Origin of the sequence: Enterococcus sp. E5-162 (assembly GCF_035725965.1) — a bacterium.
In the GTDB taxonomy this organism is placed as follows: domain Bacteria; phylum Bacillota; class Bacilli; order Lactobacillales; family Enterococcaceae; genus Enterococcus_B; species Enterococcus_B lactis.
In genome coordinates, this window is the sequence record NZ_JAPRFV010000011.1 from 44943 (window position 1) to 61608 (window position 16666).

At 39.0% G+C, this 16666-nt stretch carries 18 protein-coding genes; all 18 read left to right on the forward strand.

Going from position 1 to position 16666, the window contains the following annotated elements:
* The first annotated feature begins 118 nt into the window (after positions 1-118).
* The 18 genes from cls to OZZ83_RS11250 all read left to right on the forward strand — a co-directional run bounded on the left by cls (position 119) and on the right by OZZ83_RS11250 (position 16628).
* Positions 119-1567 carry a cardiolipin synthase gene (cls, locus tag OZZ83_RS11165; protein ID WP_002308598.1) on the forward strand — a complete coding sequence of 483 codons (1449 nt, stop codon included), beginning with the start codon at positions 119-121 and terminating at the stop codon, positions 1565-1567.
* Between the two features lie 336 nt (positions 1568-1903).
* On the forward strand, positions 1904-2761 hold the full coding sequence (locus OZZ83_RS11170; protein ID WP_002292763.1) for a phosphate ABC transporter substrate-binding protein PstS: 858 nt from the start codon (positions 1904-1906) through the stop codon (positions 2759-2761).
* A gap of 114 nt (positions 2762-2875) precedes the next feature.
* On the forward strand, positions 2876-3796 hold the full coding sequence (pstC, locus tag OZZ83_RS11175; RefSeq protein WP_002292761.1) for a phosphate ABC transporter permease subunit PstC: 921 nt from the start codon (positions 2876-2878) through the stop codon (positions 3794-3796).
* Positions 3796-4680, forward strand: coding sequence for a phosphate ABC transporter permease PstA (gene pstA / locus OZZ83_RS11180; protein WP_002292759.1), 885 nt, complete (start codon positions 3796-3798; stop codon positions 4678-4680). Before pstC ends, pstA begins: the two co-directional genes overlap by 1 nt.
* A gap of 14 nt (positions 4681-4694) precedes the next feature.
* Positions 4695-5501 (forward strand): phosphate ABC transporter ATP-binding protein PstB, encoded by an 807-nt coding sequence (gene pstB, locus OZZ83_RS11185; RefSeq protein WP_002308601.1) that lies wholly within the window; start codon positions 4695-4697, stop codon positions 5499-5501.
* Positions 5502-5516: 15 nt separating this feature from the next.
* A complete protein-coding gene (gene pstB, locus OZZ83_RS11190) occupies positions 5517-6275 on the forward strand; it encodes a phosphate ABC transporter ATP-binding protein PstB (RefSeq protein WP_002292757.1) in 759 nt (252 codons plus the stop codon).
* 12 nt (positions 6276-6287) lie between these two features.
* Positions 6288-6965 (forward strand): phosphate signaling complex protein PhoU, encoded by a 678-nt coding sequence (gene phoU, locus OZZ83_RS11195; protein WP_002289490.1) that lies wholly within the window; start codon positions 6288-6290, stop codon positions 6963-6965.
* A gap of 221 nt (positions 6966-7186) precedes the next feature.
* Positions 7187-8221 carry a YibE/F family protein gene (locus tag OZZ83_RS11200; protein WP_278023357.1) on the forward strand — a complete coding sequence of 345 codons (1035 nt, stop codon included), beginning with the start codon at positions 7187-7189 and terminating at the stop codon, positions 8219-8221.
* Positions 8218-8985 carry a YibE/F family protein gene (locus OZZ83_RS11205; protein WP_002314682.1) on the forward strand — a complete coding sequence of 256 codons (768 nt, stop codon included), beginning with the start codon at positions 8218-8220 and terminating at the stop codon, positions 8983-8985. The genes OZZ83_RS11200 and OZZ83_RS11205 overlap by 4 nt, the downstream gene beginning before the upstream one ends.
* Positions 8986-9084: 99 nt before the next feature.
* Entirely contained in the window at positions 9085-10653 is a 1569-nt protein-coding gene (liaX, locus tag OZZ83_RS11210) for a daptomycin-sensing surface protein LiaX (protein WP_278023356.1), read from the forward strand.
* A 175-nt stretch (positions 10654-10828) separates the two neighbouring features.
* The gene (locus tag OZZ83_RS11215; protein ID WP_002292752.1) at positions 10829-11137 is read left to right on the forward strand and encodes a PspC domain-containing protein; all 309 of its coding nucleotides are present in this window, start codon (positions 10829-10831) and stop codon (positions 11135-11137) included.
* Positions 11137-11487 (forward strand): phage holin family protein, encoded by a 351-nt coding sequence (locus OZZ83_RS11220; RefSeq protein WP_002303620.1) that lies wholly within the window; start codon positions 11137-11139, stop codon positions 11485-11487. Before OZZ83_RS11215 ends, OZZ83_RS11220 begins: the two co-directional genes overlap by 1 nt.
* Positions 11488-11652: 165 nt before the next feature.
* Positions 11653-12591, forward strand: coding sequence for an HPr(Ser) kinase/phosphatase (gene hprK, locus OZZ83_RS11225; protein ID WP_002289568.1), 939 nt, complete (start codon positions 11653-11655; stop codon positions 12589-12591).
* A 14-nt stretch (positions 12592-12605) separates the two neighbouring features.
* Entirely contained in the window at positions 12606-13436 is an 831-nt protein-coding gene (gene lgt / locus OZZ83_RS11230; RefSeq protein WP_002308605.1) for a prolipoprotein diacylglyceryl transferase, read from the forward strand.
* A 43-nt stretch (positions 13437-13479) separates the two neighbouring features.
* A complete protein-coding gene (locus tag OZZ83_RS11235; protein WP_002308606.1) occupies positions 13480-14505 on the forward strand; it encodes an NAD(P)H-dependent glycerol-3-phosphate dehydrogenase in 1026 nt (341 codons plus the stop codon).
* Positions 14506-14519: 14 nt separating this feature from the next.
* Entirely contained in the window at positions 14520-15458 is a 939-nt protein-coding gene (galU, locus tag OZZ83_RS11240; RefSeq protein WP_002308607.1) for a UTP--glucose-1-phosphate uridylyltransferase GalU, read from the forward strand.
* Between the two features lie 124 nt (positions 15459-15582).
* A complete protein-coding gene (locus OZZ83_RS11245; protein WP_002308608.1) occupies positions 15583-16023 on the forward strand; it encodes a DUF948 domain-containing protein in 441 nt (146 codons plus the stop codon).
* 2 nt (positions 16024-16025) lie between these two features.
* Positions 16026-16628, forward strand: a complete 603-nt coding sequence (locus tag OZZ83_RS11250) for a YtxH domain-containing protein (RefSeq protein ID WP_002308610.1) — start codon at positions 16026-16028, stop codon at positions 16626-16628.
* The last annotated feature ends 38 nt before the right edge of the window (positions 16629-16666 follow it).

The following is a 16666-nucleotide window of genomic DNA, read 5'->3' on the forward strand; positions in this document are numbered from 1 at the left end:
GATTTCGTTCCAGCTTTCTTTTTTTATCAGCTAGGTGGAGTAAATGGGGCGGCTTTTTTCTCTTTACTTTAAAAAACAACTTGGGTATTCTTAAGTTGGTAGAAAAAGAGGTGAAGCCGTGAAGATTATCGTTGACAATTTTTTTACGATCCTTTTGATTATGAATATTTTGCTTTCCTTTATTATCGTTTTTCGAGAAAGAAAGGAAACTGCGCAAACATGGGCATGGCTGCTCGTTTTGATGTTCATTCCAGTTGTAGGATTTATTTTATATATTTTTTTAGGAAGAGGGATTTCCAAAGAGAAAATCTTTGATTTGAAGATCCAAGGGAAAATCGGTAAGAATCTAGAAATCGAAGAAGATAAACAAGCATTGATGCGAGGACTTTATCCTCATCCGCCTACTGGACAAGTAGATGTGAAACAATTGATCTATATGCTTACTGTATTTGAAAGTACGCTTTATACGACTAAAAATGAAATCACTTTATTTACAGATGGTCGTGAAAAATTCGATGCGCTGATCGAGGATATCAAACAGGCAGAAGACCATATCCATTTCCAATATTATATTTACCGCAGTGATACATTAGGTGAAGAAGTTCGAGAGGCATTGACAGAGGCAGCAAGACGCGGAGTAAAAGTCAGAGTCCTTCTTGATGCATGGGGTTCCACACAAGTTTCTTCTAGTTTTTTTCAGAATTTGAAAAAAGCAGGTGGAGAAGTCGCATTTTTCTTTCCTCTATTCGTTCCGTATATCAATCCTCGAATCAATTATCGCAATCATCGTAAAATCGTAGTGATTGATGGGAAAATCGGATATACAGGTGGGTTCAATGTTGGAAACGAATATCTAGGATTGGTAAAGAAATTTGGTTATTGGCGAGACAATCATCTGCGTATCTATGGAGAAGCGGTTTACACCTTGCAAAACCGTTTTTTGATGGACTGGAATTCTCAGCATACAAAAGAAGTAGGATATTCACCGGAATTTTTCCCGACCATTCATTCTGCAGGTGATATGGCTGTTCAAATCGTGACAAGCGGACCAGATACCGAACATGAGCAAATCAAAATGACATATTTGAAAATGATTTCGTTAGCCAAACGGGAGATATTGATCCAAACGCCGTATTACATACCGGATGGATCGATTCATGAGGCATTGAAGTTGGCTCTTCTCTCAGGCGTAAAAGTCCATATCCAAATACCTAACAAACCAGATCATCTTCTCGTTTACTGGGCAACGTATTCTTTCGCTGCAGAGCTGATCGAGTATGGGGCAAGAATCGAAACATATGAAAATGGATTTATCCATGCAAAGACGATGATTATCGATGGCGGCATCGTTTCCGTTGGTTCAGCTAATATCGACGTTCGCTCATTTAGATTGGATTTTGAGGTCAATACACTGATCTATGATGAACGAATGGCTTCTCGCGTAAGAAAAGCATTCTTTGAAGATTCAAAGATTTCGACGCATCTCACAAAAGAAGTGTATGAAAACCGAGGGATGATGATCAAGATGAAAGAAGGATTAGCAAGACTGATTTCGCCGCTCCTTTAAAATACAAAAAGGACAGGAGAGCCACCAATAGATGGAAATCTCGTGTCCTTTTTTCTCGGGGCCATTTCTGAGAGTACGTCAGAAATGGAGAAAGCGTCTCGCATGAGCGAAATTAACTTTGGGGTATCTCTTGTTTTTTGGGGAAAGCAAGAAATAAGCTAATATATGCTATTAAAAGAGACACATTTCAAAGCCAGTATAGCATAGAAACTTTTAATGAGATAGCTTTTTTTGCAATTATGAGAATTTATTTTGTTATTTAATGGTTTTGATTCGTTTTCATCAAGTAATGAAAATGATAGAATAGACATACTTTAGGATTAAAGGAGATTTCTAATGAAAAAACTAAAATTATTCTTACCAATAATAGGATTAGCTATTCTTTTATCAGGCTGTTCAAAGTGGATTGATCGAGGAGAATCCATTACTGCAGTTGGCTCTTCTGCCTTACAGCCTTTAGTAGAAACGGTTGCTGAAACCTACCAGACAGAAAATCCTGGAAAATTCATCAATGTACAAGGGGGCGGAAGCGGAACTGGTTTGTCTCAAGTACAGTCAGGAGCAGTCGATATCGGAAATTCTGATTTGTTCGCGGAAGAAAAATCAGGGATTGATGCTTCGGCATTAGTCGATCATCGAGTAGCAGTTGTTGGAATCACTCCTATTGTGAACAAGGATATTGGCGTAAAAGATATCAGTATGGAGAACCTGAAAAAATTATTTACAGGTGAGATCAAAAACTGGAGTGAAGTCGGTGGGAAAGATCAGCCAGTAGTTATACTGAACCGTGCATCAGGAAGCGGGACCCGTAGTACGTTTGAGAAATGGGTGTTGGACGGAGAAACAGCTGTTCAGGCACAGGAACAAGATTCAAGCGGAATGGTGCGCCAAATCGTTGCAGACACACCCGGAGCAATCAGCTATGTTGCTTTTTCTTACGTTTCCGATGATGTGGATACGTTGAATGTTAACGGTGTGGAACCGACAGATGAAAATGTGACAACGAACAAATGGACGATTTGGGCATATGAGCATATGTACACAAGAGATCATCCAAAAAAACTGACAAAAGAATTTTTAGACTATATCTTATCGGATGAAGTACAAGATAATATTGTCGGAGAGCTAGGCTATATCCCTGTTTCACATATGAAAGTTGAACGTGATTGGCAAGGAAACATTGTTAAAGAGTAATCTTTACACAAAATTTACAAACTTAGCTAAACTTTTACATGTTATTAAAACCAAATTGATGTTCAATTTGTACACTGAGTGAGTATGTTAAACCTGATTAAGGGGGAGTCATCTGTGGAAGATGTGAAAAAAGTATTATTAACAAAATCAAAACGTTCCAAAATGGAACAGCGTGGAAAATTCATTAGTTTTTTGTGTATCGCGCTGATCGTGTTGGTTGTATTATCTATTTTTTATTTTGTCGCTAGTAAAGGATTGGCCACCTTTTTTACTGATAAGATCAATGTATTTGATTTTCTGTTTGGTACAGATTGGAATCCAAGCCAAATAGGAGCAAATGGGAAACCCATGGTAGGGGCATTGCCTATGATCACAGGTTCATTTATTGTGACCTTTTTATCTGCTATTGTTGCCACACCATTTGCTATTGGAGCAGCAGTGTTCATGACGGAGATTTCTCCTAAAAACGGAACGAAGATCTTGCAACCGGTCATCGAGCTACTTGTAGGTATTCCGTCTGTCGTTTACGGATTTATCGGTTTATCTGTTATCGTGCCTTTTGTCAGAAGTATCTTTGGCGGGACAGGGTTCGGTATCTTAGCTGGTACATTTGTGTTATTCGTTATGATCTTACCGACTGTCACAACGATGACTGTGGATGCATTAAAGGCAGTGCCGCGACACTATCGGGAAGCTTCATTAGCGCTAGGTGCCACAAGATGGCAAACAATCTACAAAGTGGTGCTGCGAGCAGCAGTGCCCGGGATTTTAACAGCAGTCGTTTTTGGTATGGCTCGTGCGTTTGGCGAAGCCTTAGCTATCCAAATGGTTATTGGTAATGCGGCATTAATGCCAACAGGACTTACTACTCCTGCTTCTACATTGACGTCCATCTTGACAATGGGAATCGGAAATACAATCATGGGAACAGTTGAAAATAATGTGTTATGGTCATTAGCGCTGATCTTGCTATTGATGTCATTATTCTTTAATATCGTGATCCGTATGATTGGGAAGAAAGGAGAGCTGAAATAATGAACGCAAAACGCTCAGATAAAATTGCTACAGGTGTTCTATATGTGGTTTCAGGGATCATCGTATTGATCTTAGCAGCTTTATTACTTTATATCTTAGTTCGAGGAATACCGCACATTTCATGGTCATTCTTGACTGAACCTTCCAAAGCCTACCAAGAAGGCGGTGGGATCGGGATTCAATTATTTAACTCGATTTATTTGCTTTTGATTACCATGATCATCAGTTTTCCTATCTCTTTAGGTGCGGGTATCTACCTTTCGGAATATGCCGGAAAAAACTGGCTGACAGACGTGATCCGTACGTCTATCGAAATCTTGAGCTCTTTGCCTTCTGTTGTTGTCGGTTTATTCGGTTTCTTGGTTTTCGTTATTCAATTCCAGTATGGTTTCTCAATCATTTCTGGTGCATTAGCTTTGACCGTATTCAACTTGCCTCTTTTGACTCGAACGGTCGAGGAATCTTTACAAGCGGTCCATTACACACAACGAGAAGCTGGATTGGCGTTAGGTTTGTCACGCTGGGAAACAGTGATAAAAGTGGTTGTTCCAGAAGCGACACCAGGAATTTTGACTGGTGTGATCCTAAGTTCAGGAAGAATTTTTGGTGAAGCTGCCGCATTGATTTATACAGCTGGTCAAAGCGCGCCAGCATTAGATTTTACGAACTGGAATCCATTAAGTGTTTCTAGTCCGATCAGCATTTTCCGCCAAGCTGAAACACTGGCTGTCCATATTTGGAAAATCAACACAGAAGGTACGATGCCTGATGGTGTTTCTGTTTCGGCTGGCGCTTCTGCCGTGTTGATCATTGCTGTTTTACTGTTCAACTTCGGCGCTCGTGCGATTGGCAAACGATTATACCGAAAAATGACTTCAGCCTAAGGAGAAGAAGTAAAATGAAAAAATATAATTGGAATGAAACAAATGTCATTACCATGCCAAAAGATAAGGAAGTTGCATTATATACGAATGATCTGCATGTTTGGTATGGCGACAATGAAGCAATCAAGGGAGTGGATCTAGAATTCGAAAAAAATAAGATCACTGCATTGATTGGTCCCTCTGGCTGCGGAAAATCCACGTATCTTCGTTCTTTGAATCGTATGAATGATGGGATTGCTAATACGAAAATTACTGGAAAGATTATGTATAAAGACGTGGATATCAATGCGCCTCAAGTGGATGTTTATGAAATGCGTAAACGGATCGGCATGGTGTTCCAACGCCCCAACCCTTTTAGCAAATCGATTTATGACAATATAACTTTTGCTTTGAAACAGCATGGTGAAAAAAACAAAAAGAAATTAGATGAAATCGTTGAAACAAGCTTGAAACAAGCAGCTTTGTGGGATCAAGTAAAAGATAGCTTGGATAAAAGTGCCTTGGCTTTATCTGGCGGACAACAGCAACGTTTGTGTATCGCTCGTGCAATCGCGATGAAACCCGATATCTTGCTGTTAGACGAGCCGGCAAGTGCCTTGGATCCTATTTCGACAGGAACGGTTGAAGAAACACTTGTAAACTTGAAAGAAGACTACACGATCATTATCGTGACGCATAATATGCAACAAGCAGCTCGTATCAGCGACTATACTGCCTTTTTCTATCTAGGAAAAGTAATGGAATATGACAAAACAAACAAGATATTTACCAGACCAAAAATTCAGGCAACCGAAGATTATGTGTCCGGTCATTTTGGTTAAGACGGAGGCCTCAACATGACAAAAGAAATTATCTCATCCAAAGATCTTCATCTGTATTATGGAAAGAAAGAAGCACTAAAGGGAATTGATCTAAGTTTCAATCAAGGTGAAATCACAGCGATGATCGGTCCTTCTGGTTGCGGGAAATCTACCTATCTACGTTCGTTGAATCGAATGAACGATCTGATTCCAAATGTAACGATCACCGGAAGTGTTTTATATAAAGACAAAGACATCTATGGTCCGAAAACAGATGTTGTTGAACTAAGAAAAGAAATCGGCATGGTGTTCCAACAGCCAAATCCATTTCCTTTTTCTATTTATGAAAATGTCATCTATGGATTGAAGTTAAAAGGTGAAAAAGATAAAAAAGTCCTTGATCAAGTAGTGGAAGAAAGTCTGAAGGCAGCGTCCGTTTGGGAGGATGTGAAAGATAAACTGCATAAAAGTGCCTTGTCTTTATCCGGTGGGCAGCAGCAGCGTGTATGTATCGCACGTGTTTTGGCAGTGAATCCCGAAATCATCTTATTGGACGAACCAACAAGTGCACTTGACCCTGTTTCTACTGGGAAAATCGAAAGTATGCTGTTAGAATTAAGAGAGCGGTATACGATGATCATCGTGACCCATAATATGTCTCAAGCTTCACGTATTTCAGATAAGACGGCATTCTTTTTAGATGGTCACTTGATCGAATACAACGATACGAAGAAGATATTCATGAATCCAGAAAAACAAGAGACAGAAGATTATATTTCAGGTCGATTTGGATAAGGAGGAAACGGAATGCTACGTACACAATTTGAAGAAGAATTGCTGAATCTCCATAATCAGTTCTACGAAATGGGGATGATGGTGAGCAGCGCTGTGCACAAGTCAGTTCGTGCATACATCAAACACGATAAAATCTTAGCCCAAGAAGTTATCGAAAACGATATAAATATCAATAATATGGAAACGCGTTTGGAGAAGAAAAGTTTTGAAATGATTGCATTACAACAGCCAGTTACAACTGACTTGCGTATGATTATCACGGTCATGAAAGCTAGCTCTGATTTAGAACGTATGGCCGATCATGCGGTGTCCGTTGCTAAATCCACAATCCGCGTAAAAGGACAGACGAGAATACCGGAAATCGAAAAAGAGATCTCCGATATGTCCGATTACGTGAAAAAAATGGTGGACAACGTCCTAGTTGCGTATGTCAAAACAGACGAAAAAGATGCGCGTACAATCGCCAATATGGATCAAAGAGTCAATGACTATTTCAATCGAATCTATAATGCAACCATCAAAAACATGCAAGAAAATCCTGAAACAGTCATCAGTGGCACAGACTATTTGAATGTTGCCAGCTATCTAGAACGAATCGGAGACTATGTGACAAACATCTGTGAATGGATCGTCTACTTGGCTACAGGGAAAATCACTGAATTAAATACGAACCACAATGAGATTTTCTAAACTGAAGTTGTGATTCTGCTGTTTATTTAGGAAAAGAGGTTGTGAAATCAGCGTTTTGTCCTGAGTATTAGAGAAACAAACGGTAAAATAGTTCCTCATATTTTGCCGTTTTTTGAGCTAATACCGAAGGTCAGCTGATTGAACACCGTTTATTCTGGAAAAGGGTTTGTGACAAAACATGTCACAAACCCTTTTCATTATTCCAATAGAAAGGATAAAGAATGCAAAAAAAGATTAGCATCATCATCACTCTATTTTTTATTTGTATACTTGCTTCATGGTTTATTCAGCGTCAATCTGCTCTATATGACGTACCTGTCATCGAGATCGAAAGAGTGAGAATAGAAGAGGATCAACAATTGATTACAGGAAGATTGATGAATACGGACCAAAAAGGAGAAGTGATTTCTTTATCGGCTCCTTATCAAAAAAATCAAATCGAAACAGCAAATATAACAACAAGACAAATCTATCTTGTCCAAATGCATGGAGATGAATGGCAACTAGTAGCAAAAAAAAATGATGGCTGGCTTTTTTTCTTTACAAGTGTCTTCATTGGCACCATGTTGCTTATTGGTGGAAAACAGGGCGTATTTGCTTTAGAAAGTCTCATCATCAACATCGTTTTACTTTTACTTTTGTTGCTCCTCTTTACCAAAACAGAAGGTATCTCTCTCTTAAATATAGCAATCTTATTTGTCGTTATAGGGATAATCGTTAGTATATTGGCGTTAGACGGATGGAATAGAAGCAGTATAATCAAAATTTCGGCTGCAGTTATAAGTGTTTTTTTAGCATTTTTTATTTGTCTTTTGACAATGAATCATTGGAAAGATCAAGGACTTCGCTATGAAGAACTGAATTATCTGACACGACCGTATCGATCTGTTTTTCTTTCCAGCGTGCTGATTGGGACAGCTGGAGGGACACTCGATACCGTGATCACAGTTATTGCGACATTAGAAGAATTGACCAAGCAACAACCGAAAATATCAGCGAAACAGTTATGGCTTTCAGGAAGGCAAGTGGGCCGAGATGTGATTGGTTCGATGGCTAATATCCTTTTATTCGTCTATATCAGCGGAGCGATTCCATCGCTTCTGTTATATTTAGGAAATCAATGGTCTTTCAAAGAAACGGTAGAACGACATTTATCATTAGAACTTTTACGCGTCATTGCTGGCAGCTTAGGAATAGTATTATCAATCCCCATCGCGGTCCTCTTTTTTCTCGCTGTAAGGAGGTTAAAAAAATGAATGTACTTATTATACTTGTTGGGATTTTTGCAATCAGTGTGCTATTTGTCGGTGGTACGCAAGGTATGTATATTCTTTTAGGATTATTTATTAATTTAGGAATCTTTTTCCTATTATTATTCGGCTATCATCAGAAGTGGCCGATATTGGTATTGTCGATTATAGGGTTCCTATTGATCGCTGTGGTTATCTTATTTTTTATCAATGGTTATAATCTGAAAATGCGAGCCGCTTTTGCCAGTATACTGATCTTTTTGTTTTGTTTCCTACTATTGATTCCTATCACTGATTTTTTAGCGATCCAAGGCTTTACTTCGATAGAACTAGAAGAACTATCTGGCTTAGATAAGACGTTAGCAATTGATTTTAGACTACTTACGAGGTCGTTGCTTCTGATCAGTCTTAGCGGAGCTGTTTTAGATGCGAGTGTAGCGATTTCTAGTGGAACATTCGAAGTATATCAGGCAAATCCGCAAATGTCTTTTAACCAATTGCGCCATGCTAGCTTTGCCATTGCTAAAAAAATATTGGCATCAACAGTGATGACGCTTCTTTTTGCGTTTATGGGGAGTTCTTTAGCGTTGATTCTTTGGTTTATTGACTTAGACATTCCTTTTCAGCAAATAATCAATGAAAAATCATTTGTCTTGGAATATACGATGGCTATTCTTACCACACTGGCCGCACTACTTGTCCTGCCCTTAACTTGCGTGACTACAGCATATCTCTTTACAAAAAAGAAAGAACAACTCAAGATGGAGTAAAAGTTACAACTTAAGTCCTATGACATTTTTACTGAATCAGTGCATAATATGGATGTAAGGAAAAGCTTGCAAACAATTTTGCTTAAGGAGGCAATTTCCATGAAAGAAAGAGAACGTATTTTAGACTTAGTGAAAAAAGGAATCCTTTCGACTGAAGAAGGCTTAGATTTATTAGAAAGCATGGCAACTGAAAAAGACGAAAAACAAATCAAAAAAGAAGCAGACAAGGTAACTGCTAGTCATAAAGAAAAAGATCAGGCAAGTCAATTGATCGATGAACTTGAAAACGGTGAAGAAAAAATTTCTGAGCCAGTTGATCCAAAAGAAAAAGAAAGACAAGATCAAGAAAACTTAGAAAAGATCTTAGATGAACTAGCAACTGAAGCGAATAAAACTTCGGCGCGTCTAGACGAAGTAAATGCTCAATTCGCTGACAATAAGGCAGCACGTAATGAGAAACAGGAAGCATTGATGCAGCTGAATACAAAAGAAGAATTAGGCGAGTTGACAGAAGAAGAATTAGCACAGCGTCAAACGTTAGAAGCAGAAATCAAAGAGTTAGAAGCAACCGGCGATACACTATTAGAAGAACAATTGAAGCTGGAAGCAGAATTAAAAGATATCCGCAAGAACCAATGGTCTGAGAAAAAAGAAACATTTACGGATAAGTTTGAATTGCCAGATGATTGGAAAGATCAAGCGACAGATACGCTGAATCAAGTAGGCGAAAAAATGTCAGAAGCTGGATCACAGTTAGGCAAATTCTTGAAGAAAACATTCCAAACTGTTTCAGAAACAGTAAATGATAACATGGAATGGAAAGATGTCAGCTTACGCGTCCCTGGAATTGCGACAACGAAATTTGAACATGAATTTTACTATGAAGCTCCTGCAGCAAGTATCCTTGATATCAAGGCAGCAAACGGAAACGTGACGTTAAAAACGTGGAACAGTGATGATGTGAAAGTGGAAGCCAAGATCAAACTTTACGGAAAAATGGGTGCTGAACCATTTGAAGCATTCTCTGAACGGAGCCAGATCGAGGTCAATGAAGATCATATCTCCTTTCAAATTCCAAATAAGCGTGTGCGTGCAGACCTTGTTTTCTACTTACCTAAACGAGTATACGACCATGTAGCTATCAAACTTCTAAATGGCAACATCATGATTGAGACATTGGAAGCTAAAGATATTTATACAAAATCTACGAATGGGAACATCATCGTGAACCAATTAACTGCAACGATGCTGGAAGTAGAAGGTGTAAACGGCAATATCGATATTCGAAACGGGAACATCTTAGATTCTATTATCGAAACAGTAAACGGTACAGTGACATTTGGTGCCACACCAGAAAACCTTTCTGTGTCTTTAGTAAATGGTGATGTACGTCTTACGATTAAAGAAGATAATTTGAAAAAAGTAGAAGCAAGTTCAGTGAACGGGAATGTCAAAGTTGCTTTACCAGATAGCATCGGTTTGGAAGGACACGCTAAAACAAGTCTTGGAAGCATCAACAGCCGTCTGTCCAATTACGAAGTAGTTCGTGAGAAAAAAGAACGGACAAACCAAATGTTGCAATTCCGTCGTGTTTCAGATGATGAGATCGCACAAGTGCAGCTTTCAACGACAACAGGAAGTATCTATTTAAAAGATACAGATGAATAAAGAGGTTGTGAAAGAGATGTTCAGCCTTGAGCAATAAGAAGCGATTTTTTAAAATAGCTTCCCCTATTTTAAAAAAATGTGCCTTATTGCCGATAGGCTATCTCTTGAACACCGATTAAGAAGAAGGTTGTCACAACGATTTTCTTCATTTAAAATAGTAGAACAGAGGTGAGACATGATGAAAAAAAAGTTGACAAAATCCAATAAAAATGTTGTTTTGACAGGTACTTTAGCAGGGATTGGGGAATATATCGGGATTGATCCCACTGTTATCCGTGTGCTTTATGTATTCTTAAGCTTAGTTGCTTTTGGAAGTCCAATCATTTTATACATTTTATTAGCTTTGATTATCCCATCTGCGCGTTCTGCACGAACAAACTATGGACATAACAATGCATATTATGAAAAAAACAATTATCGTGAACAAACAAAAAAACGCAAAGAAGCGGAAAAAATCGATGATGACGAATGGAGTGACTTTTAATGTCGTACTTTCAGCGTATTTTGGTTAATACGTTAACATTCATATCGTTGGCTGTTCTTTTTCCTGCGATGGTCCATGTGAGCAGTATTTGGACGGCCGTTCTTGCCAGCTTCGTATTATCTGTGTTGAACATGTTTGTCAAACCGATTTTGACGATCCTGTCCCTGCCCTTTACATTAGTCACATTGGGATTGTTTACGTTTGTTATCAATGCAGCGATTCTTAAAATGACTTCCTTTTTTGTAGGAGCAGAACATTTTAGTTTTTCTTCATTTGGTGCAGCGTTATTCGTAGCTATCTTGATGTCACTTGTCAATGTAATTGTTAGTGAACATAACAGCAGAAAATAAAAAAAGCTGTGCCGAGATCTCGGCGCAGCTTTTTTGTTTAGAATAAAGAATGCGTTTTCTATTACATTGGTAATTAAATAAAAACGTTTTTTTTAATTGGTAGTACTTTTGGCTAGACAATGATAAAATGATAGAGAACACTCTAATAGAAATGAGGTAGCATGAATGTCAGAAGTTGTAAAAGTTAGCCAATTAGTAAAAAAATTATCTTTGGAAATCGTCACAGGCGACGAGAAAAGTTTAGACCGCGTCATCGTGACTGGGGACATCTCACGCCCAGGACTAGAGTTGACCGGTTATTTTAATTATTATTCCCATAATCGTTTACAGCTATTTGGCAGTAAAGAAATCAGTTTTGCGGAACGGATGATCCCAGAAGAGCGTTTGATCATTATGAGAAGATTATGTAGTGAAGATATGCCCGCATTTATTATTTCAAGAGGATTGCCGGCTCCGGAAGAAATGATCCAAGCAGCCAATGAAAATGGGATAGCTGTGCTGCGTTCGCCTATCTCAACGTCCCGGCTGCTAGGTGAATTATCTAGTTATTTAGATGGGCGCTTAGCCCCTCGAACAAGTGTCCACGGTGTGTTAGTCGATGTCTACGGATTAGGTGTACTAATTCAAGGGGACAGTGGGATAGGGAAAAGTGAAACGGCGTTGGAACTGATTAAGCGCGGACATCGATTGATCGCAGACGATCGAGTAGATGTCTATCAGCAAGATGAACTGACGGTAATCGGAGAACCTCCTAAAATCCTGGAACATCTGATTGAGATTCGAGGGATCGGTATCATAGATGTAATGAATCTTTTCGGTGCGAGTGCGGTACGAGGCTCTATGCAAGTCCAGTTAGCTGTTTATCTAGAAGCATGGGCGAAAGATAAGAAATACGACCGTCTGGGCTCTGAAGACACGACCGTTGAAATCGCGGAAGTGGGCATTCCACAAATAAAAATCCCTGTCAAAACAGGACGAAACGTTGCAATCATCATTGAAGTAGCCGCAATGAATTTCCGCGCACGTACAATGGGCTTTGACGCAACGAAAACATTTGAAGAAAGATTAAGTCGCTTGATTGAAGAAAACTCAGGCAATGACTAGCAAGGAGTGACAATATGTTAGCACAAATCAATCGAGTTGCTTTTGAGCTTGTAGGAATTCCTATCTACTGGTATGCATTGATTATCGTATCAGGAATCATTATTGCCATGTGGCTCAGCAGCAGAGAAGCTGTTCGGGTAGGATTAAAAGCAGATGACGTGACAGATTTTATGTTGTGGGGATTGCCGATTTCCATTATTGGTGCCCGCTTGTATTATGTTTTATTCGATCTTCCCCAATATATAGCTGATCCAATCCAGATATTCAATATCCGTTCAGGAGGATTAGCGATTTACGGGGGATTGATTGCAGGTGCAATCACACTGTACTTTTTTACCAAATATCATTTTATTTCTTTGTGGACCTTTTTAGATATCGCTGCACCAAGCGTATTATTGGCGCAGGCAATCGGACGATGGGGAAATTTCATGAACCACGAAGCGTATGGTCCAGACACGACACGAAGTTTCTTAGAAAGTCTGCATTTACCGCAATTCATCATTGATAACATGTATATCGAAGGAATCTATCGACAACCAACCTTTCTTTATGAATCACTTTGGAGTTTGATTGGATTTATTCTGCTTTTGGTTTTGCGGAAGAAACCACATCTTTTGAAAAAAGGAGAAGTCCTTTTATGTTATCTAATGTGGTATAGTTTCGGACGTTTCTTTATCGAAGGGTTACGCACAGACAGCCTTTACTTTTTAGGTGTGATCCGCATTTCTCAATTATTGTCTGCTGTTTTATTTGTCGGCACATTGATTCTGTTTATTTGGCGTAGAAAAAAAGGAAATTTACCGGATTATGACCGCTCATTAGGAAAAAATCAACAAATTATTTGATTTTTAGAGCGTTAAAAATGAAAAAAATTTCAGGAGTGGTAAAATGAATTATAGAGTAGCGGTTTTAGGACCAGGCTCTTGGGGGACTGCTTTAGCACAAGTCCTCGCTGAAAACGGACATGACGTTCGGATTTGGGGACATCGTGCTTCACAAGTAGAAGAAATCAACACCCAACACACCAATCAACGTTATTTACCAGATCATCATCTACCCGATTCCATCCGAGCATTCACCGATATGGAAGATGCAGTAAAAGATGCAGATGCGGTACTATTCGTTATCCCAACGAAAGCGATACGTTCTGTTGCAAAAGAACTAGTTGCCAAATTGAATACGAAGCCAGTGATCATCCACGCAAGTAAGGGATTAGAACAGGGAACGCATAAAAGAATCTCTGAAATCTTGTTAGAGGAAATCCCGACAGAAAAAAGAAAAGCTGTTGCTGTTCTTTCTGGGCCAAGCCATGCGGAAGAAGTAGCAAAGCATGACATTACGACGATCACAGCGGCAAGCACAGATGTAAAAGCAGCAAAATATGTACAAGAGCTGTTCATGAACCATTATTTTCGAATCTATACCAACCCTGATGTGATTGGTGTAGAGATGGGAGCAGCTTTGAAAAATATTATTGCCATTGGAGCTGGTGCTATTCACGGCTTAGGGTTTGGCGATAATGCAAAAGCGGCAATCATGACGCGCGGATTAGCTGAGATCAGCCGTTTAGGTGTAGCAATGGGTGCCAACCCACTGACCTTTATTGGCTTAAGCGGAGTAGGTGATCTAGTCGTTACTTGCACAAGTGTTCATTCCAGAAACTGGCGCGCAGGCAACTTGTTAGGACAAGGTCAGCCTCTAGAAGAGGTGCTAGCCAATATGGGAATGGTTGTTGAAGGTGTGAATACTACTCAAGCAGCGATGGAACTAGCCCAAATGATGGAAATCGAAATGCCCATCACTCAAACAATCTATGAAGTGCTGTATGAACAAAAAGAAATCAAAACAGCCGCAAAAGAAATCATGTTACGTGATGGGAAAAAAGAAAATGAATTCTCATTAACAATTTTTTGAAGGAGCGAATGTATATGAAAGTAAAAAAAGCAGTTATTCCAGCAGCAGGATTAGGAACAAGATTTTTACCAGCAACAAAGGCGATGGCAAAGGAAATGTTGCCAATCGTGGACAAACCAACGATCCAATTCATCGTTGAAGAAGCGTTGAAATCAGGAATCGAAGACATCTTGATCGTTACAGGAAAAGCTAAACGACCAATCGAAGATCACTTTGATTCAAATATCGAATTAGAAACAAACCTAAGTGAAAAAGGAAAAACCGAATTATTGAAATTAGTAGAAGAAACGACAGATGTCAATTTGCATTTCATCCGTCAATCTCATCCAAAGGGGTTAGGACACGCCGTTCTTCAAGCAAGAGCCTTTATTGGAAATGAACCGTTTGTCGTTATGCTAGGCGATGATATCATGGAAGACGAAGTACCATTGACACAGCAATTGATCGATGACTATGAGCGTACACACGCTTCTACGATTGCCGTTATGCAAGTTCCTCACGATGAAACTTCAAAATACGGAATCATCAACCCAGGGGAAGTACTGGAAGATGGGTTATACAATGTCAAAAACTTTGTTGAAAAACCAGATCCAAGCAAAGCACCAAGTGATTTAGCTATTATTGGGCGTTACTTATTGACTCCAGAAATCTTTGATGTATTATCAGAACAACAACCAGGTGCTGGAAATGAGATCCAACTAACTGACGCAATCGATACGTTGAATAAAACACAACGCGTATTTGCCCGTAAATTCACAGGTAAACGTTATGACGTTGGTGACAAATTTGGTTTTATGAAAACAAGTATTGAATATGGTCTGACACATCCAGAAGTAGGGGCACCTTTGCGTGAATACATCATGTCTTTAGGTAAAACATTAGAAGCAGAAGGAAGCAAGATCAATCATAATCCAAAAGGAATAACAGAAATCAAAGAAGAAAAGAAAAAATAATCTTTTTTTCTAACGAGCTTCAGCTGCTAATTGAATAAAAAGTAGTTGAAGCTCGTTTTTATTTGTTTAAAAAACACGAAAATGCTATCCTTATAGAAAAGAGAGACAAGAAGGGAGTTTGATCATGTCAGGAGGAGAAATTGCAGGATTGATCGCAGCAATCGCCTTTGCGATACTTGTCGTTTTCATCGTTCGCGTATTGTTGCAAGTTTCCAAAACTTTAGAAAAAGTAGACCAGACTGTCGCAGAAGCAAATACGACAATTGAGATCGTCACACAAGACGTAGATCTTTTATCTAGACAAGTAGAAGGCTTGCTAGTCAAAAGTAATGAGCTGCTCTTGGATATCAATGGAAAAGTCGCAACGATCGATCCATTGTTCACAGCAGTTGCTGATTTAAGTGAAAGTGTATCGGAACTTAATCATTCTAGTAAAAACATCGTGACGAAAGTCGGCGGAATCGGAAAAACGACAGCTAAAGCGACTGTTGCCGGAAAAGTCGGTGGAACAGCGATGAAATTTTTTAAAAACAAAAAACATACTGAAACGACAGGAGGAAAATAAGAATGGCTAAAAAAGGTGGATTTTTATTAGGTGCAGTAGTTGGAGGTACAGCCGCAGCAATCGCCGCATTATTGTTAGCACCCAAATCTGGTAAAGAACTTCGGGATGAATTGGCTGCTCAAGCAGATGATTTGATGGACATGGCTTCAGATTACACAGATATGGCAAAAGAAAAATCATCTGAGTTAACAGGTATTGCAAAAGAAAAAGCGCAAGATCTTTCTCAACAAGCAGGGGATCTAGCAGGCAATGTTAAGCAGAAGGTAAGTGAATCAGCAGAGGAAGCAGGAAGTGAATCAGATGATATCTTGTTAAACCTCAAAGAACAATCAGCTGATTTATCTAATCGTTTCAAAAAAACAGCAGAAGATCTGAAAAAGCCAGCAGACGAATTAGGTAGTATTGCTAAAGATACTTCAGAAGATATCATGATCGATGTAAAAGATGCTGCAGATAAAGCAGGAGAGACGGTCAATGAAGGAATGTCAGAAGCAAAACCAGTTGCAGATGACACAAAAGAAATGTTGAAAATGGCAAAAGAAGATGCAAAAGAAGCTAAAAAAGAAATGAAAGATACAATGACAGATTCGACTACCAATCACTAAGATTACTCATTTCTAGAATAAAAAAGGTGAGAGCGGAC

What these genes read in the sequence shown, in the direction of transcription:
- OZZ83_RS11215 (WP_002292752.1), top strand. Translation starts at nt 10,829, where the DNA reads ATGATGAAAAAAAAGTTGACAAAATCCAATAAAAATGTTGTTTTGACA.
- OZZ83_RS11170 (WP_002292763.1), top strand. Translation starts at nt 1,904, where the DNA reads ATGAAAAAACTAAAATTATTCTTACCAATAATAGGATTAGCTATTCTT.
- pstB (WP_002292757.1), top strand. Translation starts at nt 5,517, where the DNA reads ATGACAAAAGAAATTATCTCATCCAAAGATCTTCATCTGTATTATGGA.
- galU (WP_002308607.1), top strand. Translation starts at nt 14,520, where the DNA reads ATGAAAGTAAAAAAAGCAGTTATTCCAGCAGCAGGATTAGGAACAAGA.
- lgt (WP_002308605.1), top strand. Translation starts at nt 12,606, where the DNA reads ATGTTAGCACAAATCAATCGAGTTGCTTTTGAGCTTGTAGGAATTCCT.
- OZZ83_RS11220 (WP_002303620.1), top strand. Translation starts at nt 11,137, where the DNA reads ATGTCGTACTTTCAGCGTATTTTGGTTAATACGTTAACATTCATATCG.
- OZZ83_RS11235 (WP_002308606.1), top strand. Translation starts at nt 13,480, where the DNA reads ATGAATTATAGAGTAGCGGTTTTAGGACCAGGCTCTTGGGGGACTGCT.
- OZZ83_RS11200 (WP_278023357.1), top strand. Translation starts at nt 7,187, where the DNA reads ATGCAAAAAAAGATTAGCATCATCATCACTCTATTTTTTATTTGTATA.
- pstA (WP_002292759.1), top strand. Translation starts at nt 3,796, where the DNA reads ATGAACGCAAAACGCTCAGATAAAATTGCTACAGGTGTTCTATATGTG.
- liaX (WP_278023356.1), top strand. Translation starts at nt 9,085, where the DNA reads ATGAAAGAAAGAGAACGTATTTTAGACTTAGTGAAAAAAGGAATCCTT.
- OZZ83_RS11205 (WP_002314682.1), top strand. Translation starts at nt 8,218, where the DNA reads ATGAATGTACTTATTATACTTGTTGGGATTTTTGCAATCAGTGTGCTA.
- OZZ83_RS11245 (WP_002308608.1), top strand. Translation starts at nt 15,583, where the DNA reads ATGTCAGGAGGAGAAATTGCAGGATTGATCGCAGCAATCGCCTTTGCG.
- phoU (WP_002289490.1), top strand. Translation starts at nt 6,288, where the DNA reads ATGCTACGTACACAATTTGAAGAAGAATTGCTGAATCTCCATAATCAG.
- hprK (WP_002289568.1), top strand. Translation starts at nt 11,653, where the DNA reads ATGTCAGAAGTTGTAAAAGTTAGCCAATTAGTAAAAAAATTATCTTTG.
- pstB (WP_002308601.1), top strand. Translation starts at nt 4,695, where the DNA reads ATGAAAAAATATAATTGGAATGAAACAAATGTCATTACCATGCCAAAA.
- OZZ83_RS11250 (WP_002308610.1), top strand. Translation starts at nt 16,026, where the DNA reads ATGGCTAAAAAAGGTGGATTTTTATTAGGTGCAGTAGTTGGAGGTACA.